This window comes from Salipiger sp. ABF4_146 (genome assembly GCF_056161345.1).
In genome coordinates this window covers 306,915-326,479 of the sequence record NZ_JBSWYX010000002.1, presented here as the reverse complement: position 1 = coordinate 326,479, position 19,565 = coordinate 306,915, and the positions used below count along the sequence as shown (strand labels likewise).

Sequence of the window (19,565 nt, the reverse complement as noted above, 5' to 3'; positions counted from 1 at the left end):
GTGTTGCGCGCAGGGTTTTGTTACAGGATTGAAGCTGCTTTGTTTCAGCGCCTTCCCGGACGGGTCTGTCCGGGTGTACGCTCTGCCCGGCCCGCCGGGCCAAGACAGGAAAATGCCTATGTCCCTCGCGCCCGATCTCGGAGAACTTCTTGCCCGTGCCCGGGCCGACCTGCGCATGGGAGTGCCCGTGGTGCTCCGTGACGAGAGGCCAACAATGGGTCCGGCTGCGGGCGCCGTGGTGGTGCCGGCCGAAACCGTCTCGGCGGCGCGTCTGGCGGTGTTGCGGGCGCAGCCGGGTGAGCTTGATCTGGTGGTGACGGCGCGCCGGGCCGCGACCCTGAAGGCGCGCGCCTACGACGGCGATCTGGCGCGTCTGAGTCTGCCGGACGATGCCGGCCTCGACTGGGTACAGGCGGTGGCCGACCCAGCGGACGATCTTGCCAAGCCGATGAAGGGGCCATTGGTCAGCCGCCGGGGCGGCAATGCCGGGCTGCATCGCTTGGGCATCACGCTGGTGAAATCCGCCCGGCTCCTGCCGGCGGCGCTGGTGCTGCAGGTGGCAGATGCAACGGGCTTTGCGCAACAGGAGGGGCTGACCATCGTCGATGCCGATCCGGCGGGACCCTACATGCTGACGTTGGCGCGGCTCGATCACGTGGTTTCTGCCAAAGTGCCGCTGCGCGCGGCGCAGAACGCCCGGCTGCACATCTTCCGCCCCGAAGATGGGTCCGACGAGCACTACGCCATCGAGATCGGGCGCCCGGACCGCTCCAAGCCGGTGCTGTCGCGCCTCCACTCGGCCTGCTTCACCGGCGATCTTCTGGGCTCGCTGAAATGCGACTGCGGCCCGCAGCTCAACGCGGCGCTGGCGCAGATGGGGGCCGAAGGGGCCGGGGTGCTGCTCTATCTCAACCAAGAGGGGCGCGGCATCGGGCTGGCCAACAAGATGCGCGCCTATGCGCTGCAGGATCAGGGCTTTGATACGGTCGAGGCGAACCACCGTCTTGGATTTGAGGATGACGAGCGTGATTTCCGTCTCGGGGCCGAGATCCTGCGCAAGATGGGGTTTGGCGCGGTGCGACTGCTGACCAACAACCCGGCCAAGATGGCGATGATGGAACGCAGCGGCATCACCGTGGCAGAGCGCGTGCCGCTCAAGGTCGGCGAGAATGCGTTCAACGAACGCTACCTTGCGACCAAGGCGTCGAAATCGGGGCATCTGCTGTGAGCGCGTCTGATCTGATCCTGACCCGCGGCGGACTGCGCTTTGAGGGGCGGCTCTGGCCCTGCGTGATCGGACGTGGGGGCGTGCGTGCCGACAAGCGCGAGGGCGATGGCGCGACCCCGGTGGGCACGCACCGTATCGTCGCGATGCTCTACCGGCCCGATCGTATGGCGCGGCCTGCGTCTTGGGCAACGCCGATCGGCCTGCGCGATCTGTGGTGCGACGACGTCTCCTCTGCGGCCTACAACCAGTTGGTCGAGGCACCCTTTGCGCCAAGCCACGAGACCATGCGCCGGGCCGATCCGCTGTATGATCTGGTGCTGATTACCGATTGGAACTGGCCCGAGGCCGAAGCCGGGTGCGGCTCGGCAATCTTCCTGCATCAGTGGCGGCGGCCGGGCTATCCGACGGCGGGCTGCATCGGGTTCGATCCCGCCGACCTGCGGCGGATCGCGGCGCGGTTGAAGCCCGGGGCGCGGCTTGTGGTGCCTGCGCCGCTCGACGGCTGGCGCACGGGCTGAGGCGGGGCAGGCGGCGGGCAGCGCGTTTCCGCGCTGCAGCACAGTGTTTTCGCGCAGACGAAGCGGTCAGGCCTGTAGGCTCTGGGCAACGCCTTCGAGCAGGCCGAGGCACTGCGCCAACTGGCCACGGGTGACGAACTCGTCAGGCTTGTGCGCCTGCGCGATCTCGCCCGGCCCGCAGACCACCACCGACATGCCCATCTGCTGGAATAGCCCGGCTTCGGTGCCAAAGGGCACGACATCGGCGGAATTGCTGCCGGTGAGCCGCGAGATCAGATCACGCGCCTCGTTGTCGGGCAGGGGCAAGAGGCCGACTACCTCGCCGATCACCTCGGTGGTGATCTCGGCGTCCGGGTGGACCGCGCGCATTGCCGGCAGCAACTCGTCGTCAACGAAATGAGCGAGCGCTTCTTTGACAAACTCGGCATCGCCGGGCTGAACCGGGCGCATCTCCCATTCCAGCTCGGCCTTGCCCGGAATGACGTTATGCGCCACGCCGCCCGCGAGGCGGCCGACGTTGACCGTGGTCCAAGGCGGATCGAAGCGGCCGCCATGTGGCGCACGGGCCTTCAGCACCTCGGCCAGTTCCATCAAGCGGTGGGTGTAGCGCAGCGCATAGAGCACCGCGTTGACGCCGCGGTCCGGGGCAGAGCCGTGCCCCTCGAGGCCATGAAAGCGGGTGGTGTACTCGCAGCAGCCCTTGTGCCCCTCGATCAGTCGCATGCCCGTCGGCTCGCCGATGATCGCCATGCGCGGCGCGTAGCCGAGCCGCTGCAGTTCCGGCACCAAGGCCCGCGCGCCGAGGCAGCCGACCTCTTCGTCATGGGTGAAGCACAGGTGCAGCGGGCGCTTGAGCTGCATCTTCGAGGCCGGTTCGGCCAGCGCCAGCGCCGCCGCGATAAAGCCTTTCATGTCACAGGTGCCGCGCCCGTAGAGGTGATCCTGACGCTCGACAAGGGTGAAGGGATCGCTGGCCCAATCCTGATCGGTCACCGGAACCACGTCGGAATGGCCCGACAGAACCACGCCGCCCGGCGCGTCGGGGCCAATGGTGGCGAACATGTTGGCTTTTGTGCCGGAGGCATCGCGGAAGATCTCCACCTTCGCGCCGAGATGGTCGAGAAAGTCGGCCATCATGGTGATCATCGCCAGATTGCTCTCGCTCGACACGGTCGGGCAGGCGATGAGATGCGACAGATGCTCTTCGGTGGCGGCCAGCAGGCCGGCGGCGTCGCGGACGTCGGGTTCGGACGGGCGCAGGTACATGCGGCGGGGTCCTTCTTGCTTGCGGAGGGCGGCGCCGGGGCGCGCATCTGCTCTTGATGCCGCTCTCGGGGGGGAGATGAAAGGGCGATCTGTGGTGCCGGCGCCGATCTAGGTGGAGAAGTTTTGCCCTTGTCTGCGCCTGAGGCGGATCGCTGCGGGCAATCCCTTGGTCTTCGTGGAGGAATTCAGCGGCGCTGCCTCTGAATTGAGCGTTCGCGAAAGGCTTGGGCTGATTGCAGGGCGATTCTGCGCGCATTTTCGGCAATTTCGTCTGTTTGCCGCGCAGAGTGACCCGGCGACAGCCATGGGCAATCGGCCTGCAGTGCGTTTCGACGTGGCGAATTTGTACTGTGAAGCGCCGTATTTCTGCCCGCTCGTCCTGCAGGCATGCGAATCTCTTCGCGATTTCCGCAACACGGTTGCAACGCAGGTCCCGACGCGGTTTTATCTTGCGCAAGACAGCGGAGAAAAATCCGCGGAACATATAACGGGGAGCCGGATTTGCCAGATACCGGGACTAGCGACGCATTCGTCGCCTTCGAACGCGTGCAGAAAAGCTATGATGGCGAGACACTTGTCGTCAAAGACCTGAACCTGAGCCTGCCGAAAGGCGAGTTCCTGACAATGCTGGGGCCGTCCGGCTCGGGCAAGACGACCTGCCTTATGATGCTGGCGGGTTTCGAGACCGCCACCCACGGCGAGATCAAGCTCGACGGCGTATCGATCAACAACATCCCGCCCCACAAGCGCGGCATCGGGATGGTCTTCCAGAACTACGCGCTTTTCCCGCATATGACCGTCGCCGAAAACCTCAGCTTTCCGCTCGAGGTGCGCAAGATCGGCAAGTCGGATCGCGAGGCGAAGGTCAAGCGGGCGCTCGATATGGTCGAGATGGGGGCCTTTGGCGGCCGCCGCCCGGCGCAGCTTTCGGGCGGTCAGCAGCAGCGGATCGCGCTGGCGCGCGCGCTGGTGTTCGAGCCCGAGCTGGTGCTGATGGACGAGCCGCTCGGCGCGCTCGACAAGCAGCTGCGCGAGAAGATGCAGTTCGAGATCACCGAGCTGGCGCACCGTCTTGGGATCACCGTGGTTTATGTGACCCACGACCAGACCGAGGCGCTGACCATGTCGGACCGCGTGGCGGTGTTCGACGACGGCCGCATTCAGCAGCTGGCGCCGCCGGACGTGCTTTATGAAGAGCCCGAGAACAGCTTCGTGGCGCAGTTCATCGGCGAGAACAACACGCTGGAAGGCACGATCGCCGAGATCAAAGGCGACATCTGCACCGTCAAGCTCGACGGTGGCGAGGTGATCAGCGCCAAGCCGGTGAACGTGACCAAGGTCGGCGAGCGCACCCGCGTGTCGATCCGCCCCGAGCGCGTCGAATACAACAAGGACCGCCTGCAGGAAGGCGCCCATACGCTCAAGGCCAAAGTGCTTGAGTTCATCTACATGGGCGACATCTTCCGCACCCGGCTGGAAGTGGCCGGCAACCGCGAATTCGTCATCAAGACCCGCAACGCGCCGGACCAGGTGCGGCTGACACCGGGTACCGAGATCGAGATCGGCTGGCTGCCCGAAGACTGCCGCGCCCTCGACGCCAACTGATGTGATCTGCCTGCGCTGCTCTTCCCGGCAGGGGCGGGCGGCGCGGACCGGAAAGGCTCTGTCGGGGTGCCCGTGCCGCAGAGCTGCAAGACAGAACGGGCAATTTAGGGAGTACCAGATGAAACTGACCAAGACCCTCCTGGCCACGACCGCGCTTACGGTTGCCGCTGGCGCCGTTTCCGCGCAGGACATGGCCGATGACATGACCCTCGTGTCGTGGGGCGGTGCCTATCAGACGAGCCAGATCAAGGCGTATGCCGACCCCTATCAGGAAATGCACCCCGAGGTGAACATCTCCTGGGATGAAAGCTCGGCCGAGGCGGTTGCGAAGCTGCGTGCGATGAACGAAGCGGGCAACATCACCTGGGACCTCGTCGACGTCGTGGCCGCGGACGCCATCCGTCTGTGCGACGAAGGCCTCGCGATGGAATACGATCCCGACGACCTGCTGGCCGAAGCCGATGACGGCACCTCGGCCGAGGACGACTTCGGTGACATGATCGTCTCCGATTGCTTCATCCCGCAGATCGTCTATTCGACCACATTCGGCTACCGCACCGACATGGTGCCCGAAGGTGCGGACGCCCCCTCCGAGATCTGCTCGATCTTCGATCTCGAAACCTACCCGGGCAAGCGCTCGCTCGAGAAGCGCCCGATCAACAACATGGAATGGGCGCTGTACTGCGACGGCGTGGCCAAGGACGAGATCTACGACGTTCTGGCGACCCCGGAAGGGCAGGACCAGGCTCTGGCCAAGCTCGACACCATCAAGGACGACGTGATCTGGTGGTCCGCCGGTGCCGACACCCCGCAGCTTCTGGCTGACGGCGAAGTGTTCATGGGCTCGACCTACAACGGCCGTCTGTTCTCGGTGATCGAAGAGCAGGACCAGCCGGTTGCCATGATGTGGGACATGCAGGTGTTCGACCTCGACGGCTGGATCATTCCCGAAGGTCTCGACGACGACGCTCTGGCGCGCGTGGAAGACTTCGTGAAGTTCGCCACCGACACCCAGCGTCTGGCCGATCAGGCCGCGTATATCTCCTATGGCCCGGCACGTCAGTCCTCGGCTCCGCTGGTTGGCCAGCACGCCGAACTGGGCATCGACATGGCGCCGCACATGCCGACCGATCCGGAGAACGCGTCGAACACGCTGCTCTACAACTATGAGTTCTGGGCCGACTATCGCGACGACATCGACGCGAAGTTCCAGTCCTGGCTTGCGCAATAAGCGCCAAAGCATGAAGGAGAGGGGCCGGGTGGCCCCTCTCTGCCAATAAATACATAAAATCAAAGAATAACAGACCCGCAGGGGGTAGGATGACAGCTTCGACCGACGTCCCGGAGAAAGAAGCCAACGGGCCCATGCTGGCCGCCGACGGCACGCCGCTTAAAAAGAGCCTGTCGCGGGCTTTGCGCGTGCAGAAGATGCGGGCGCTGGCGCTGATCGCGCCGCTGCTGATCTTCGTTCTGGTCACCTTCATCGCGCCGATCGGGGACATGCTGTTCCGCTCGGTCGAGAACCAGATCGTCTCGGACACAATGCCCAAGACGACGCAGGCGCTGGCCGACTGGGACGGGACGGATCTGCCGCCCGATCAGGTGTTCGAGGATGCCTATTACGACCTTTTCGTCGCCGCGGAGCGTAAGGAGCACACCCGGCTCGGCACGCGTCTGAACTACGAGCAGACCGGGGCCTCCTCGCTGTTCCGCAAGTCGGGCCGCGGGCTGGACGACATCGGCGAGGTCTATCAGGACCAGTTTGAAGATCTCGACGAGAACTGGGACGAGGCACAGCCTTGGGCCGAGATGATGGGTTCGGACGACTGGCTGGCCGAGGAAGCGGCATGGGAAGAAGACACCCGCCTGCCGCGTTTCGAACTGCGAGACGGCATCGCGGACGTTCTGCCGCGCACCGCCGAGCAATACGAGATTTTTGCCAATTTCACCCACCGCGAAGAAGAAGACTCGCTGCTCGAGGAGGAGCCGTGGTCGGCAGTGCATACAGCGCTCTACCAAGACCTCTCGACACAGGACGTCTCGGGCTACAGCGGCCCGCATGCGGACATGCTGCAGGCCGCCGCCGCGCTGGTCGCCAGCGCCGATTTCGAAACTGTCTCCTTCAAGGAGGGCTTCGGCGAGATCGACGAGGACTGGCTGCAACCGCGTATCTGGCGCACGCTGAAGCTCTATGCGCCGAATTACACCAGCGGCTACTTCCTCAACTCGGTGGACATGCAACTGACCCCGGACGGTGCCGAGGCGCGCCCGGAGAACCAGCAAATCTACATCATGCTCTTCAAGCGTACGCTGTTCATGAGCCTGGTGATCACCTGCAGTTGCATCCTGCTGGGCTACCCGGTCGCCTACATCCTGTCCAACCTGCCGGCGCGCAAGGCGAACCTGCTGATGATCCTCGTGCTGCTGCCGTTCTGGACGTCGCTGCTCGTGCGAACCTCGGCGTGGAAGATCATGCTGCAACAACAGGGCGTCATCAACGACGTGCTGGTGTGGATCGGGCTGGTCTCGGACGACGGGCGTCTGACGATGATCAACAACCAGTTCGGCACGATCGTGGCGATGACCCACATCCTGCTGCCGTTCATGATCTTGCCGATGTACTCGGTGATGTCGACCATCCCGCACTCTTACGTGCGCGCTTCGAAATCGCTGGGCGCAACCGACTGGACGACCTTCTGGCGTGTCTATTTCCCGCAATCGGTGCCGGGAATCGGCGCGGGTTCGATCCTCGTGTTCATCCTGTCCATCGGGTACTACATCACGCCCGAGATCGTCGGTGGTACCACCGGTACCTTCATCTCGAACCGGATCGCCTACCACATCTCGACCTCGCTGAACTGGGGCCTCGCGGCCGCGCTCGGCTCGATCCTGCTGGCGGTGGTTCTGATCCTCTACTGGGCCTACGACCGGATCGTCGGCATCGACAACGTGAAGCTGGGGTAACGACATGAGTGCTGTCATTCTCACACCCGCCGTCAAGAAACCCCTCAACTTTACCATCCCGGTGGTTGCCGCCGCCGGGGCCTTCGCCGGCGTCTTCATCGGCGCGGCCAACGGCTCGGTGCTGCTGGGCATCGTGATCGTCGCGCTGGTGATGGCGGCCCTCGCCTTTCTGGCGATGCAGGTGCTGCCGAAAGAGCAGGAAAAGCTGCTCCGCTGGGGGCTGATCATTGTGCTCGGCCTGCTCGGGTTCCTCGGTGGCGGTGTCTCCGGCGCGCTGGTCGGGCTGCTGTTCGGCTGGTTCTTCGGCTGGTTCATCTATTGGATCGGCTTTGGGCGCTATCGGGTGCCGCTGGTGCCCTATCTCACCGGCAATCAGGTGCTCTGGCACTACAGCTTCCGGGTGCTCTGCGGCGCGATCTTCGTGTTCCTGATCACTCCGATCCTTGTGATCATGCCGCTGTCGTTCAACGCGCAGGACTTCTTCACCTTCACCCCCGAGATGCTGCGTTTCGATCCCGAGGGCTACTCGCTGAAGCACTACCGTGACTTCTTCACCAACCCCGAGTGGACCAGCGCGGTGAAGAACTCGCTGATCATCGCGCCGCTGGCGACGATCATCTCGGTCAGCCTCGGCACGCTGGCGGCCATCGGCCTGTCGCAGAGCCACGTGCCCGGCAAACGCGCGATCATGGCGATTCTGATCTCGCCGATGATCGTGCCGCTGATCATCTCGGCCACCGGCATGTATTTCTTCTATTCGAAGATCAACATCGTCGGCACGCTGACCGGCGTGGTGCTGGCGCATGCCGTGCTGGGCATTCCCTTCGTGATCATCACCGTGACGGCGACGCTGGTGGGTTTCGACCGCAGCCTTGTGCGGGCGGCGGCGAACATGGGGGCGAACCCGGTGACCACCTTCTTCAAGGTGCAGATGCCGCTGATCCTGCCCGGCGTGATCTCGGGCGGTCTGTTCGCCTTCATCACCTCCTTCGACGAGGTGGTGGTGGTGCTGTTCATTGGCTCGGCGGAATTGCAGACGCTGCCGTGGCAGATGTTCACCGGCCTGCGCGAACAGCTTTCGCCGACCATCCTCGCGGCGGCGACGGTGCTGGTGTCGATCTCGATCCTGCTGCTGGCGACGGTCGAGATGCTGCGGCGCCGCTCGGAACGGCTGCGCGGCATGTCGCCGGGCTGAGGCGCGAGACAGTGATGAAACGTCAAAGAGCCGCGGAATCCCGCGGCTCTTCATCATTCGGAAACCCCGCGTCGGCCATGCTGCGCTGAGCAGTCGTAGTTCATCCCGCGTGGTCCCCATGTCCCAACACGATTCCCAACTCATCGCGCAGACCCGCAACAGCACCGTCGGCGAGGTGCCGTTCGAATTGAAGGACTTGTTCTTTTCGCGCACCGACGAGCGCGGCGTGATCATCCACGGCAACAGCGTGTTCCGAAAAATCTCGGGCTACATGTGGGAAGAGCTGAAGGGCGCCCCGCACAAGCTGGTGCGTCATCCCGATATGCCGAAGGGGGTGTTCCACCTCTACTGGGATCGGTTGAAGGCGGGAAAGCACGTGGCCGCCTACATCAAGAACAAGGCCAAGGACGGGCGCTATTATTGGGTGCTCGCCGTCGCCTGGCCGATCGAGGGCGGCTATATCTCGGTGCGGGTGAAGCCGTGCTGCGGCCTGCTGGACAAGGTGAAGGAGATCTACGCCAAGCTGCGCGAGGCGGAAACCGAACAAGGCGTCAGCCCGGCGCGCAGTATGGAGCAATTGATCCAGCTTCTCGCGGAGGAAGGGTATACGTCTTACGAAGGCTTCATGACCGACGCGCTGGCGCAAGAGCTTGAAGAGCGGGCCCGGCGCATGAACGCCAAACTGGGCCAGCGCCAGCAGCGCTTCATGAGCATAGCCAAGACGATCCTGCAGATCCGCGAAGAAACCGACCGGATGACCGAGATCATCAAGGCGATCCGCACGGTGCCGATGAACATGCGCATCCTTGCCTCGCGGCTGGAAAACGCCGGCGGCCCGATCAGCGCGATTTCGGTGAACTACGGCTCGATGCTGGATGAGATGGCGGCCTGGGTGCGGGCCTTCGTCGAAGGTGAGGACAGCACCTACATGCGGATGCTGACCACCATCGAGCAAGGGCAATTTTTGGTCTACGCGGGCAGTATGCAAGCCGAGATGTCGGCGCTCTTCCAAGAGGATGTGCGCCATGCCGCAGCCAAGGTGGATGTGATCCGCGACAAGGAAACCCTGATCGCCGAAGAGATTGCCTTTCAGAAGTCAGCCATCGACGCGCTCAAGGTTGTCGAGATCGAGGCGACACGGCTGGGGCGTTCGGTGCTCGACATGAAACGCTATGTCACTGGGCTCAGTTCGACCCGTATGATGTGCAAGATCGAAAGCGCGGCGCTTTCAGGCACCGGCGACTCTCTGGCCGGGATCGTCGACCAGCTTGATGCCGGGCAGGACGAGATCGAGGCGCGACTGGCGCGCATCGTCGAGCTGAACACGGTGATCCAGTCCAACACAGCCATGTTGCGGGCGATGAGTTGATCCAGACGCAGACGGCCCGCGCAAAGCGCGGGCCGTGCCGGGATGCGAAACCCGTGGGGCAGGGCCCCGGCTGGCCGCTTAGGAGCGGACCAGCTTTTCGTAAGTCTCTGCGATGTCGCGGGTCAGCGCGCCAACCTCAAAGGTGTAGTCGCCAATCTGCCCCACCGGGGTGACCTCGGCGGCGGTGCCGGTCAGCCAGCACTGCTCGAAGCCTTCCATCTCCTCGGGCATGATGTGCCGCTCGTGCACGGTGATGCCCTTCTCCTTCAGCAGCTTGATCACCGTCTGACGGGTCAGGCCGTTGAGGAAGCAGTCGGGCAGCGGCGTGTGCACTTCGCCATCCTTGACGAAGAAGATATTCGCGCCGGTCGCCTCGGCCACATAGCCGCGGTAATCCATGAACAGCGCGTCCGAGCAGCCCTTGGCCTCGGCCGCGTGCTTCGATGTGGTGCAGATCATGTAAAGACCCGCCGCCTTGGCATGCACCGGGATCGTCTCCGGGCTCGGGCGCTTCCACTTCGCGATGTCGAGCTTGGCACCCTTCATCTTCGCATCGCCGTAGTAATTGCCCCAAGACCAGGCCGCGATCGCCAGATGCACCGGGTTGCGCGCCGAGGCGACACCCATGTCCTCACCGGCACCGCGCCATGCGACGGCGCGCACGTAAGCGTCTGTAAAGCCGTTGGCCTTCAGCACGGCGTCCTTGGCGGCGTCGATCTCTTCGGCGGTGTAGGGGATCTGCATGTCCAGTTCACCGGCGGAGAAATGCAGGCGCTTCGAGTGCTCGTGACCAAGGAAGATCTTGCCGTTGTAGGCGCGCTCCCCTTCGAACACCGAGCTTGCATAGTGCAGCGCGTGGGTCAGGACATGTACCTGAGCATCCCGCCAGTCCAGCATCTGGCCATCCATCCAGATCTTGCCGTCGCGATCGTCGAAAGCTCCTTCCATGGGTCATCTCCTTCACATAGGCGCTTTGCATTAGTTGCGCCGTTTACGTCCGGATCGGGCATAATGTTGCGCAAAAACTGCGACTCGCTAACAGTTCGCTATTGGAATGTCAACAACGCTGACTTAAAGTGCAAAAAACGAACTTTTTGGGGGAGCAATGGCAGACGCGACGGCAAGTCAGGTTCAGGGCGGAGAATCCCTGCTCTATCTGACGGATGAGCAGCTCAGGCAGGGGATTGAGGCGATGTTCTTCGCCTATCGCGGGTTCACCGCGGACCCTGACCGCATCTTGCAGACCCTCAGCTACGGCCGTGCACATCACCGCGCCATCCATTTCATTCATTGCGCGCCCGGCACCACGGTGAACAATCTTCTTGCCATTCTTGGGGTCACCAAACAGTCACTGAACCGTGTCCTGCGCACACTGGTCGAGGATGGGCTGGTGGAAAGCCGCGTCGGCCGCGCCGACAAGCGTGAGCGGCATCTCTACCTGACCGAAGCCGGGGATGCGCTGGAAAAGCAATTGTCGGACGCGCAGCGCGCCCGCATGCGCGCCGCCTACCGGCAGGTTGGCCCCGAGGCGGTGGCGGGCTTCAAGCAGGTGCTTGAAGCGATGATGGATCCCGAGATGCAGCGCCAGTATCAGAGGCTGCGGGAGAACCGCGGATGACTGACCCCGACGCACATCTGCTGATCGTCGACGACGATGAGCGGATCCGCAGCCTTTTGCAGAAGTTCCTGATCCGCAATGGCTTTCTGGTCAGCGCGGCGCGCGACGCGGCGCATGCGCGGCGCATCATGGCAGGGCTCGACTTCGACCTCATCGTGCTCGATGTGATGATGCCGGGCGAGGATGGCATCAGCTTCACCCGTGCGATCCGGGCCGAGCGGCAGACCCCGGTGCTGTTGCTCACGGCGCGCGGCGAGACCGAGGATCGCATCGCCGGGCTCGAGGCGGGGGCGGATGATTACCTTGCCAAACCTTTCGAGCCCAAGGAGCTGCTTCTGCGAATCAACGCGATCCTGCGGCGCATGCCCGAAGCCGCCGTGTCGGACGCCGCCCAGCCCAAGCTGCTCACGCTCGGCCCGATCCGCTACGACATCGAGCGCGGCGAGATGTGGCGCGGCGACGATCTGGTGCGGCTCACCGCCACCGAAAGCCAGTTGATGCGTATCTTTTCGGCCAAGCCGGGCGAGGCGCTGAGCCGCACGAAGCTGGTCGAGGAACTCGGTCGCGACAAGGGGCAGGCGCAGGAACGCGCGGTCGACGTGCAGATCACCCGCCTGCGCCGCAAGATCGAAAGCGATCCCAAGCAGCCGCGCTATCTGCAGACCGTGCGCGGCGCCGGCTATATGCTGGCACCGGACTGAGCCGCGCCCCGCAGGCGGCGGTCGCCCCTTGTTCTGGCTTGGGAATCACGATCTGCTGCGGGGAAACCGTGACCGGAGGAGGGCTGCGATGGGCACCGCATTGATCACCCATGCCGATTGTCTCGATCACCTGACGCCCGAGGGCCATCCCGAGCAGGTGGCCCGGCTTGATCATGTTCTGCACGCGCTGCAGGGCTTGGACCTGCTGCGCCTTGCCGCACCGCGCGGCGAGGATCGCGACATCCTAAGGGTGCATCCGCAGCGCTATCTCGATCGGCTGAGCGCGGAATTGCCCGCGACCGGGCGGCACCGTCTCGACGAGGACACGTGGATGTCGTCGGGGTCGCTGGAAGCGGCGCGGCGCGGTGTCGGCGGTGCGGTGCGGGCGGTGGATGCGGTAATGGCAGGCGAGGCGCGTACCGCTTTCTGCGCCACCCGCCCGCCGGGGCATCACGCCGAGGTCGAAACGCCGATGGGCTTTTGTCTTTTCGGCAACGCCGCCATCGCCGCGAAGCATGCGCTCGACCGGCACGGGCTCGACCGGGTCGCGGTGGTGGATTTCGACGTGCATCATGGCAATGGCACGCAGGCGCTGCTGTGGGACGAGCCGCGCGCGTTGCTGATCACCTCGCAGCAATATCCCCTGTGGCCCGGCACCGGCGCCGCGGCAGAGCGCGGCGGTCACGACAATGTGCTCAACCTGCCGCTGCCGCCGGGCAGCGGAGGTGCCGAGATGCGCGCTGCCTACACCGAGCACGCCTTCCCCCGGCTTGCGGGGTTCCAGCCGGAGTTGATCATCATTTCCGCAGGGTTCGACGCCCATGCGGACGATCCTTTGGCCGAACTCAACTGGCGCGAAGAAGACTTCCGCTGGCTCACGCAGGAACTGTGCCGTGCCGCGCGGAGCAGCGCGCAGGGGCGGGTGGTCTCGGTTCTCGAAGGTGGTTATGATCTGCGCGCGCTCGCGGACTCGGCCCGGGTGCACGTACAAGAATTGATCGAGGCAGGCAGATGAGTGAGACCCCCGTCGCGGAGATGAGCTTTGAACAGGCGATGGCAGAGCTTGAGCAGGTGGTGACCCAGCTCGAGCGCGGCGAGGTGCCGCTGGAGGAGTCGATCACGCTCTACCAGCGCGGCAGCGAGCTGCGGAAGCATTGCGAGGAAAAGCTCAAGGCCGCCGAGGAGAAGGTCGCCGCGATCACCCTCGACGCCAATGGCGAGCCTGCGGGCACCAAGCCGGTCGAAGGGCTCTGACCGCGGATGTTTGCCGAATCCCTTGTTGGCGCTGCGGCTGCGGTCGCCGCGCATCTCGAGGCCGTTCTGGACGAGCATGACGCGCTGCCGGTGGTCGACGCCATGGGCTATGCCACGCGTGGCGGCAAGGCGCTGCGCGGCTATCTGGTGCTGGAGTCGGCACGGCTGCACGGTGTCCCCGAGGGCCACGCGATCTGGCCCGCCTGCGCCATCGAGGCGGTGCACGCCTACTCGCTGGTGCACGACGATCTGCCCTGCATGGATGACGACGACATGCGCCGCGGCCTGCCCACGGTGCACCGCAAGTGGGATGACGCGACCGCCGTGCTGGCGGGGGATGCGCTGCAGACGCTCGGCTTTGAGCTGGTGAGCGATCCGCGCTGCCATCCCTCGGGCGAGGTGCGCGCCGATCTTGCGTTCTCGCTGGCCCGCGCCGCCGGCGCGCGCGGTATGGTCAAGGGGCAGGCGCTCGACATGGCCGCCGAGCGCACCGACGTGCCGCTCGATCTGGCGCAGATCACCGCGTTGCAGGCGGGCAAGACCGGGGCGCTGATCCGGTGGTCCGCCGAGGCTGGCGCGCGGCTGGCAGAGGTCGATCCGGCCCCGCTGTCGCTCTATGCCGATCGGCTGGGTCTCGCCTTCCAGATCGCCGATGACATTCTCGACGTCGAGGGTGACGCCGAGATGATGGGCAAGGCCGTGGGCAAGGATGCCGGGCGCGGCAAGGCCACCTTCGTGTCGCTGCTGGGGCTCGATGCGGCCAAGTTGCGGGCGCAGGAACTGGTGGACGAGGCCTGCGACGCACTATCTCCTTATGCAGACCGGGCGGAAAACTTGCGGGCCGCAGCCCGCTTCGTTATCTCCCGCAGCAACTGACGCCAGAGGTGCACCCTATGTCCTCCCGCCCCGAGACACCTGTTCTCGACCGTGTGACCACCCCCGCCGACCTCAAGCGGCTGTCCGATGACGAGTTGCACCGGCTGGCCGACGACCTGCGCGCCGAAACCATTTCGGCGGTATCCGAAACCGGCGGGCATCTGGGCGCAGGGCTTGGTGTTGTGGAACTGACCGTGGCGCTGCACGCGGTGTTCGACACGCCGCGCGACAAGCTGGTCTGGGACGTCTCGCACCAGTGCTATCCGCATAAGATCCTCACGGGCCGCCGCGACCGGATTCGCACGCTGCGCATGAAGGATGGCCTCTCGGGCTTCGCGAAACGCTCCGAGAGCCCCTATGACGCCTTTGGCGCGGGCCATAGTTCCACCTCGATCAGCGCCGCGCTCGGCTTTGCCATGGCGCGCGAACTGGGCGGAGCCTGCGACACCGGCCTCGGCGATGCGATCGCGGTGATCGGCGACGGGTCGATGTCGGCTGGCATGGCCTATGAGGCGATGAACAACGCCGGGCATCTGGGCAAGCGGCTGATCGTCATCCTCAACGACAACGAGATGTCGATCGCGCCGCCCACTGGCGCCATGTCCTCTTACCTCAGCCGGCTCTATGCCGAGGCGCCGTTCCATGATCTCAAGGCCGCCGCCAAGGGCGCCGTCAGCCTGTTGCCGCCGCCGTTCCGCGAGGGTGCGAAGCGCGCCAAGGAGATGCTCAAGAGCATGACCGTGGGCGGCACGCTGTTCGAGGAACTTGGCTTTTCCTACCTCGGTCCGATCGATGGGCACGACATGGACCAGTTGCTGCCGGTGCTGCGCGCGGTGAAGGCGCGGGCGGACGGGCCGATCCTGATCCACGTGCTGACCAAGAAGGGCAAGGGCTATGCCCCGGCGGAGGATTCCGCCGACCGTGGCCACGCGCGCGCCAAGTTCGACGTGGTCACTGGCGAGCAGAAAAAGGCACCCTCCAACGCGCCCGCCTACACCAAGGTCTTTGCCAAGGCGCTGACCGAGCATGCGGCGAAGGATCCGCGCGTCTGCGCGGTGACCGCCGCCATGCCCGATGGCACCGGGCTTGATCTGATGGCCGAGCGCTTTCCTGAGCGGGTGTTCGACGTGGGCATCGCCGAGCAGCATGGCGTGACCTTTGCCGCCGGGCTCGCCGCGGGCGGGATGAAGCCGTTCTGCGCCATGTATTCGACCTTCCTGCAGCGCGGCTACGATCAGGTCGTGCACGATGTGGCGATCCAGCGCCTGCCGGTGCGCTTTGCCATTGATCGCGCCGGGCTGGTCGGTGCCGATGGCGCCACCCACGCGGGCGCCTACGACATCGCGTTCATGGCCAATCTGCCGGGCATGGTGGTGATGGCCGCCGCCGATGAGGCGGAACTGGTGCATATGACCGCCACCGCCGCGGCGCATGACGACGGCCCCATCGCCTTCCGCTACCCGCGCGGCGAAGGCGTTGGTGTCGAGATGCCGGAAGCGCCTGAAATCCTGCCCATCGGCAAGGGCCGGATGATCCGCACCGGCAAGACCGTGGCGATCCTCAGCTTTGGCACCCGTCTCGCCGAGGTTCTTGGCGCCTGTGAAAAGCTCGAGGCGCGGGGCATCAGCCCGACCGTCGCCGACGCGCGCTTTGCCAAGCCGCTGGACCGTGATCTGATCCTGCAACTGGCGCAGGATCACGAGGCGCTGATCACCATCGAAGAAGGCGCGGTCGGCGGCTTCGGCAGCCACGTGGCGCAATTGTTGTCGGACGAGGGCGTCTTTGATCACGGGCTCAAGTTCCGCTCGATGGTGCTGCCCGACACATTCATCGATCACTCGAGCCCCGCCGATATGTATGCAACCGCCGGTCTCAACGCCGAGCAGATCGAAGAAAAGGTGCTCACCACGCTGGGCATCGACCTTCTGGGCAAACGCGCCTGAGCCCGCGCCGCCGCAGTCAAGCCTGCGGCGGACGAGGGGTATAGCGCATCTCTTTGCGGTTGCTTGACCTCTGACGGGCGTCTCCGATAGGGACGCCCGCGATTGATTCATGCGCAGCAAGAAGGCCAAGGCGCACGCAGATCAGACGTCACGAGACCCCGTGCCAGCCCCCGTGCCCTGCGCAAAGGCCGCGCTACATCCGCATGACATCTCGCTCGGCGTGATGCCCGAAACCGGGACCACCCGCGCATCTCTCCTCCCTCAAATCCTCCCGAAAGCAAGATATGACAGACACACCCGTTTCGGACGGTCCCATAGGCCGTTTCCGTCGCATCGATTTGCCCCTGCTGCTGGTGACAGGCGGTTTCATTCTGGCGTTCTGCGTCTTTGCGCTGATCGACATCGACGCGCTCTCGGCGCTTGTGGATAGGTCATTTGCCGCCGCCGCGCAGTACTTTGGGTTCTACTGGCAGCTTCTGCTGCTGGCGACCTTCCTCATCGGCCTCGCGATCTGCGTGTTGCCCGGCGCCCGCAAGCGCATGGGCGGGCTCGAGCAGGCGCAGTTCTCGACCTTCCAGTGGGGCTCCATGATCATGTGCACGCTGCTCGCGGGCGGCGGTGTCTTCTGGGCTGCCGGTGAGCCCTTGGCGCATTTTCTCTCCACACCGCCGCTTTTCGGCGATCTGTCGGGCCAGCCCGAGGCGCGGGCCGAGGCGGCGCTGGCGCAGGGCTTCCTGCACTGGGGCTTTCTGGCGTGGGCCATTCTTGGCGCGCTGGCGACCATCATGCTGATGCACTATCACTACGAGCGCGGCCTGCCGCTGGCGCCGCGCACCCTGCTGTATCCGGTGTTCGGCGAGCGCGCGCTCAAGGGCCCGCTCGCGCTGATCACCGATGCCTGCTGCATCATCTCTGTGGTGGCCGGAACGGTGGGGCCGATCGGCTTTCTGGGCCTGCAGATGTCCTACGGGCTTGAGACGCTGTTTGGCATTCCCGATGTCTTTGCCACGCAGGCGATGGTGATCCTCGCGCTGGTCGGTATCTACTCGATCTCGGCGATCACCGGACTGTCGAAGGGCATCCGGCTGCTCTCGCAGTTCAACGTTCTGCTGGTTTTCGTGTTGCTCGTCTTCATGCTGCTGGCCGGCCCGACGCTGGCGATCTTCGGCAGCTTCTTCGGCGGCTTCGGCACCTATATGGAGAACTTCTTTTCCATGGCGCTCTACCGCGGGGACGCGGGCCTCTTCGGCGAAAGCGGCTGGCTTGGCTGGTGGACCGTGTTCTTCTGGGGCTGGTTCATCGGATACGGCCCGCTGATGGCGATCTTCATCGCGCGAATCAGCCGGGGCCGGTCGGTGCGGTCGATGATCATCATTCTGTCGATCATCGCGCCCATCGTCACCAACTTCTGGTTCAGCATCATCGGCGGCTCGGGCATCAGCTTCGAACTGGCGACCCCCGGCGTGATTTCCCAGCCCTTCGAGGGCCTCGATCTGCCCGCCGGCCTGCTGGCAATCACGCAGGCGTTCCCGTTTGGCTTTGCGCTGTCGGTCGCCTTTCTGGTGCTGACCATGGCCTTTGTCGCCACGACCAGCGACTCGATGAGCTATGTGATCGCCTCGGCCATGTCCGACAGCGAGCCGTCGACCGTGCTGCGGGCCTTCTGGGGCATCGCCATGGGCATCATGGCGCTGATCCTGATCTCGCTCGGCGCGGGCGGCATCGGCAAATTGCAAAGCTTCATCGTGGTCACCGCCGTGCCGGTCTCGCTGGTGCTGCTGCCAACGCTGTGGGACGCGCCGCGCATTGTCTGGCGGCAGGGCAGGGACGCCCGCTGAGGCGTTTGCCCCGGCAGAGGCACCATTGGACGTGGCCCCTTGCGAGCGGGGCCGCGTTTCTTTATGCACCCGCCCACACCGGTCGCAGCCTACCCGGTCATCAAAACAAGGGTTCAAACATGAAGACTATCGTCATCTGCTCCGGCGGGCTGGATTCCGTCTCGCTCGCCCACATGGTCGCAGCAAGGCACGACCTCACCCGCCTCGTCTCGTTCGACTATGGCCAACGCCACGCCAAGGAACTGGACTACGCCAAGGCCGCTGCCGAACGCCTCGGGGTGCCGTTCCAGCGCATCGACATGCGCACCATCGGCGCCGCGCTGACCGGCTCGGCACTGACCGATGATCTCGACGTGCCCGACGGGCATTACGCCGAAGAAACCATGCGCATCACCGTGGTGCCCAACCGCAACGCCATCATGCTGGCCATCGCCTTTGGCGTGGCGGCGGCCAATGGCGACGAGGCGGTGGCCACGGCGGTGCATGGCGGCGATCATTTCATCTATCCCGACTGCCGCCCCGGCTTCACCCGCGCCTTCGAGGCGATGCAGCGCCACGCGCTCGACGGGTATGCGGACGTGGCGCTCTACACGCCCTTTGTCGAGCGGACCAAGGCCGACATTGTCACCGAGGGCGCCAAGCACGGCACGCCCTTTGCCGAGACGTGGTCGTGCTACAAGGGCGGCGAGACCCATTGCGGCCGCTGCGGCACCTGCGTCGAACGGCGCGAGGCGTTCCACCTTGCTGGGGTCGAGGACCCGACCGTCTACGCCGACCCGGACTACTGGATCGAGGCGATCAACAGCCGGGAGGAAGCGTGATGTACCGCATCAGCAAGGAATTCCATTTCTCCGCCTCGCACCAGTTGACGCATCTGCCGGACGATCACCAATGCGCCAGGATGCATGGGCACAACTACATCGTGGTCGTCGAACTGGCGGCGCGCGACCTGAACTCTGACGGGTTTGTGCGCGACTACCACGAACTGGCGCCGCTCAAGGCCTATATCGATGAGAGCTTTGACCACCGGCACCTCAACGACGTGCTGAACGTCGCCTCCACCGCGGAAAACCTCGCCCGGCACTTCTACGAGTGGTGCGCCGCGCGCTGGCCCGAGACCGCCTCGGTCAAGGTCAGCGAGACGCCGAAAACATGGGCCGAGTACCGGCCCGCGCCGCTGGCGGCCTGAG

The 19,565-nt window shown here is 64.8% G+C and carries 18 protein-coding genes; 16 read left to right on the top strand and 2 right to left on the bottom strand.

Annotated features, from left to right (window positions below; genetic code table 11):
- Positions 1-118: 118 nt before the first annotated feature.
- Both ribA and ACXAJT_RS04340 read left to right on the top strand, forming a co-directional pair.
- Positions 119-1,228, top strand: a complete 1,110-nt coding sequence (ribA, locus tag ACXAJT_RS04345) for a GTP cyclohydrolase II (RefSeq protein WP_475233276.1) — start codon at positions 119-121, stop codon at positions 1,226-1,228.
- Positions 1,225-1,746 (top strand): L,D-transpeptidase family protein, encoded by a 522-nt coding sequence (locus ACXAJT_RS04340; protein WP_475233275.1) that lies wholly within the window; start codon positions 1,225-1,227, stop codon positions 1,744-1,746. Before ribA ends, ACXAJT_RS04340 begins: the two co-directional genes overlap by 4 nt.
- Before the next feature lie 66 nt (positions 1,747-1,812).
- Here ACXAJT_RS04340 and argE read toward each other — a convergent pair whose 3' ends face one another.
- Entirely contained in the window at positions 1,813-3,012 is a 1,200-nt protein-coding gene (gene argE, locus ACXAJT_RS04335) for an acetylornithine deacetylase (RefSeq protein ID WP_475233274.1), read from the bottom strand.
- A gap of 501 nt (positions 3,013-3,513) precedes the next feature.
- Here argE and ACXAJT_RS04330 point away from each other — a divergent pair.
- The 5 genes from ACXAJT_RS04330 (at position 3,514) to ACXAJT_RS04310 (ending at position 10,145) form a co-directional block, all read left to right on the top strand.
- On the top strand, positions 3,514-4,617 hold the full coding sequence (locus ACXAJT_RS04330; RefSeq protein WP_475233273.1) for an ABC transporter ATP-binding protein: 1,104 nt from the start codon (positions 3,514-3,516) through the stop codon (positions 4,615-4,617).
- 118 nt (positions 4,618-4,735) lie between these two features.
- Positions 4,736-5,848, top strand: a complete 1,113-nt coding sequence (locus ACXAJT_RS04325) for an extracellular solute-binding protein (RefSeq protein ID WP_475233272.1) — start codon at positions 4,736-4,738, stop codon at positions 5,846-5,848.
- Positions 5,849-5,937: 89 nt separating this feature from the next.
- A complete protein-coding gene (locus ACXAJT_RS04320) occupies positions 5,938-7,581 on the top strand; it encodes an ABC transporter permease (protein WP_475233271.1) in 1,644 nt (547 codons plus the stop codon).
- Positions 7,582-7,585: 4 nt separating this feature from the next.
- On the top strand, positions 7,586-8,776 hold the full coding sequence (locus tag ACXAJT_RS04315; protein ID WP_475233270.1) for an ABC transporter permease: 1,191 nt from the start codon (positions 7,586-7,588) through the stop codon (positions 8,774-8,776).
- Positions 8,777-8,894: 118 nt separating this feature from the next.
- On the top strand, positions 8,895-10,145 hold the full coding sequence (locus ACXAJT_RS04310) for a PAS domain-containing protein (protein WP_475233269.1): 1,251 nt from the start codon (positions 8,895-8,897) through the stop codon (positions 10,143-10,145).
- A 78-nt stretch (positions 10,146-10,223) separates the two neighbouring features.
- Here ACXAJT_RS04310 and ACXAJT_RS04305 read toward each other — a convergent pair whose 3' ends face one another.
- Positions 10,224-11,093, bottom strand: coding sequence for a branched-chain amino acid aminotransferase (locus tag ACXAJT_RS04305; RefSeq protein ID WP_475233268.1), 870 nt, complete (start codon positions 11,091-11,093; stop codon positions 10,224-10,226).
- Positions 11,094-11,250: 157 nt separating this feature from the next.
- Between ACXAJT_RS04305 and ACXAJT_RS04300 the strand changes: the two genes are divergently transcribed.
- The 9 genes from ACXAJT_RS04300 to queD all read left to right on the top strand — a co-directional run bounded on the left by ACXAJT_RS04300 (position 11,251) and on the right by queD (position 19,564).
- Positions 11,251-11,763: a MarR family winged helix-turn-helix transcriptional regulator gene (locus tag ACXAJT_RS04300; RefSeq protein ID WP_475233267.1), complete on the top strand. Its 513-nt coding sequence runs from the start codon at positions 11,251-11,253 to the stop codon at positions 11,761-11,763.
- The gene (locus ACXAJT_RS04295; protein ID WP_475233266.1) at positions 11,760-12,464 is read left to right on the top strand and encodes a response regulator; all 705 of its coding nucleotides are present in this window, start codon (positions 11,760-11,762) and stop codon (positions 12,462-12,464) included. The genes ACXAJT_RS04300 and ACXAJT_RS04295 overlap by 4 nt, the downstream gene beginning before the upstream one ends.
- A gap of 88 nt (positions 12,465-12,552) precedes the next feature.
- Entirely contained in the window at positions 12,553-13,479 is a 927-nt protein-coding gene (locus tag ACXAJT_RS04290) for a histone deacetylase family protein (protein ID WP_475233265.1), read from the top strand.
- Positions 13,476-13,718, top strand: coding sequence for an exodeoxyribonuclease VII small subunit (locus ACXAJT_RS04285; protein ID WP_475233264.1), 243 nt, complete (start codon positions 13,476-13,478; stop codon positions 13,716-13,718). Before ACXAJT_RS04290 ends, ACXAJT_RS04285 begins: the two co-directional genes overlap by 4 nt.
- Before the next feature lie 6 nt (positions 13,719-13,724).
- Complete coding sequence (locus tag ACXAJT_RS04280) at positions 13,725-14,594, top strand: polyprenyl synthetase family protein (RefSeq protein ID WP_475233263.1); 870 nt, start codon at positions 13,725-13,727, stop codon at positions 14,592-14,594.
- Between the two features lie 17 nt (positions 14,595-14,611).
- Entirely contained in the window at positions 14,612-16,537 is a 1,926-nt protein-coding gene (gene dxs / locus ACXAJT_RS04275) for a 1-deoxy-D-xylulose-5-phosphate synthase (RefSeq protein ID WP_475233262.1), read from the top strand.
- Between the two features lie 284 nt (positions 16,538-16,821).
- The gene (locus ACXAJT_RS04270; RefSeq protein WP_475233261.1) at positions 16,822-18,375 is read left to right on the top strand and encodes a BCCT family transporter; all 1,554 of its coding nucleotides are present in this window, start codon (positions 16,822-16,824) and stop codon (positions 18,373-18,375) included.
- 119 nt (positions 18,376-18,494) lie between these two features.
- On the top strand, positions 18,495-19,196 hold the full coding sequence (gene queC, locus ACXAJT_RS04265) for a 7-cyano-7-deazaguanine synthase QueC (protein ID WP_475233260.1): 702 nt from the start codon (positions 18,495-18,497) through the stop codon (positions 19,194-19,196).
- A complete protein-coding gene (gene queD / locus ACXAJT_RS04260; RefSeq protein ID WP_475233259.1) occupies positions 19,196-19,564 on the top strand; it encodes a 6-carboxytetrahydropterin synthase QueD in 369 nt (122 codons plus the stop codon). The genes queC and queD overlap by 1 nt, the downstream gene beginning before the upstream one ends.
- Position 19,565: the final 1 nt, after the last annotated feature.

Bases quoted from the DNA above. Each gene is read 5' to 3' on its own strand.
- ACXAJT_RS04320 (WP_475233271.1), top strand. From the start codon at position 5,938: ATGACAGCTTCGACCGACGTCCCGGAGAAAGAAGCCAACGGGCCCATG.
- dxs (WP_475233262.1), top strand. From the start codon at position 14,612: ATGTCCTCCCGCCCCGAGACACCTGTTCTCGACCGTGTGACCACCCCC.
- ACXAJT_RS04280 (WP_475233263.1), top strand. From the start codon at position 13,725: ATGTTTGCCGAATCCCTTGTTGGCGCTGCGGCTGCGGTCGCCGCGCAT.
- ACXAJT_RS04290 (WP_475233265.1), top strand. From the start codon at position 12,553: ATGGGCACCGCATTGATCACCCATGCCGATTGTCTCGATCACCTGACG.
- ACXAJT_RS04305 (WP_475233268.1), bottom strand. From the start codon at position 11,093: ATGGAAGGAGCTTTCGACGATCGCGACGGCAAGATCTGGATGGATGGC.
- queD (WP_475233259.1), top strand. From the start codon at position 19,196: ATGTACCGCATCAGCAAGGAATTCCATTTCTCCGCCTCGCACCAGTTG.
- ACXAJT_RS04325 (WP_475233272.1), top strand. From the start codon at position 4,736: ATGAAACTGACCAAGACCCTCCTGGCCACGACCGCGCTTACGGTTGCC.
- argE (WP_475233274.1), bottom strand. From the start codon at position 3,012: ATGTACCTGCGCCCGTCCGAACCCGACGTCCGCGACGCCGCCGGCCTG.
- ACXAJT_RS04285 (WP_475233264.1), top strand. From the start codon at position 13,476: ATGAGTGAGACCCCCGTCGCGGAGATGAGCTTTGAACAGGCGATGGCA.
- ACXAJT_RS04310 (WP_475233269.1), top strand. From the start codon at position 8,895: ATGTCCCAACACGATTCCCAACTCATCGCGCAGACCCGCAACAGCACC.
- ACXAJT_RS04300 (WP_475233267.1), top strand. From the start codon at position 11,251: ATGGCAGACGCGACGGCAAGTCAGGTTCAGGGCGGAGAATCCCTGCTC.
- ACXAJT_RS04295 (WP_475233266.1), top strand. From the start codon at position 11,760: ATGACTGACCCCGACGCACATCTGCTGATCGTCGACGACGATGAGCGG.
- ribA (WP_475233276.1), top strand. From the start codon at position 119: ATGTCCCTCGCGCCCGATCTCGGAGAACTTCTTGCCCGTGCCCGGGCC.
- ACXAJT_RS04270 (WP_475233261.1), top strand. From the start codon at position 16,822: ATGACAGACACACCCGTTTCGGACGGTCCCATAGGCCGTTTCCGTCGC.
- ACXAJT_RS04315 (WP_475233270.1), top strand. From the start codon at position 7,586: ATGAGTGCTGTCATTCTCACACCCGCCGTCAAGAAACCCCTCAACTTT.
- queC (WP_475233260.1), top strand. From the start codon at position 18,495: ATGAAGACTATCGTCATCTGCTCCGGCGGGCTGGATTCCGTCTCGCTC.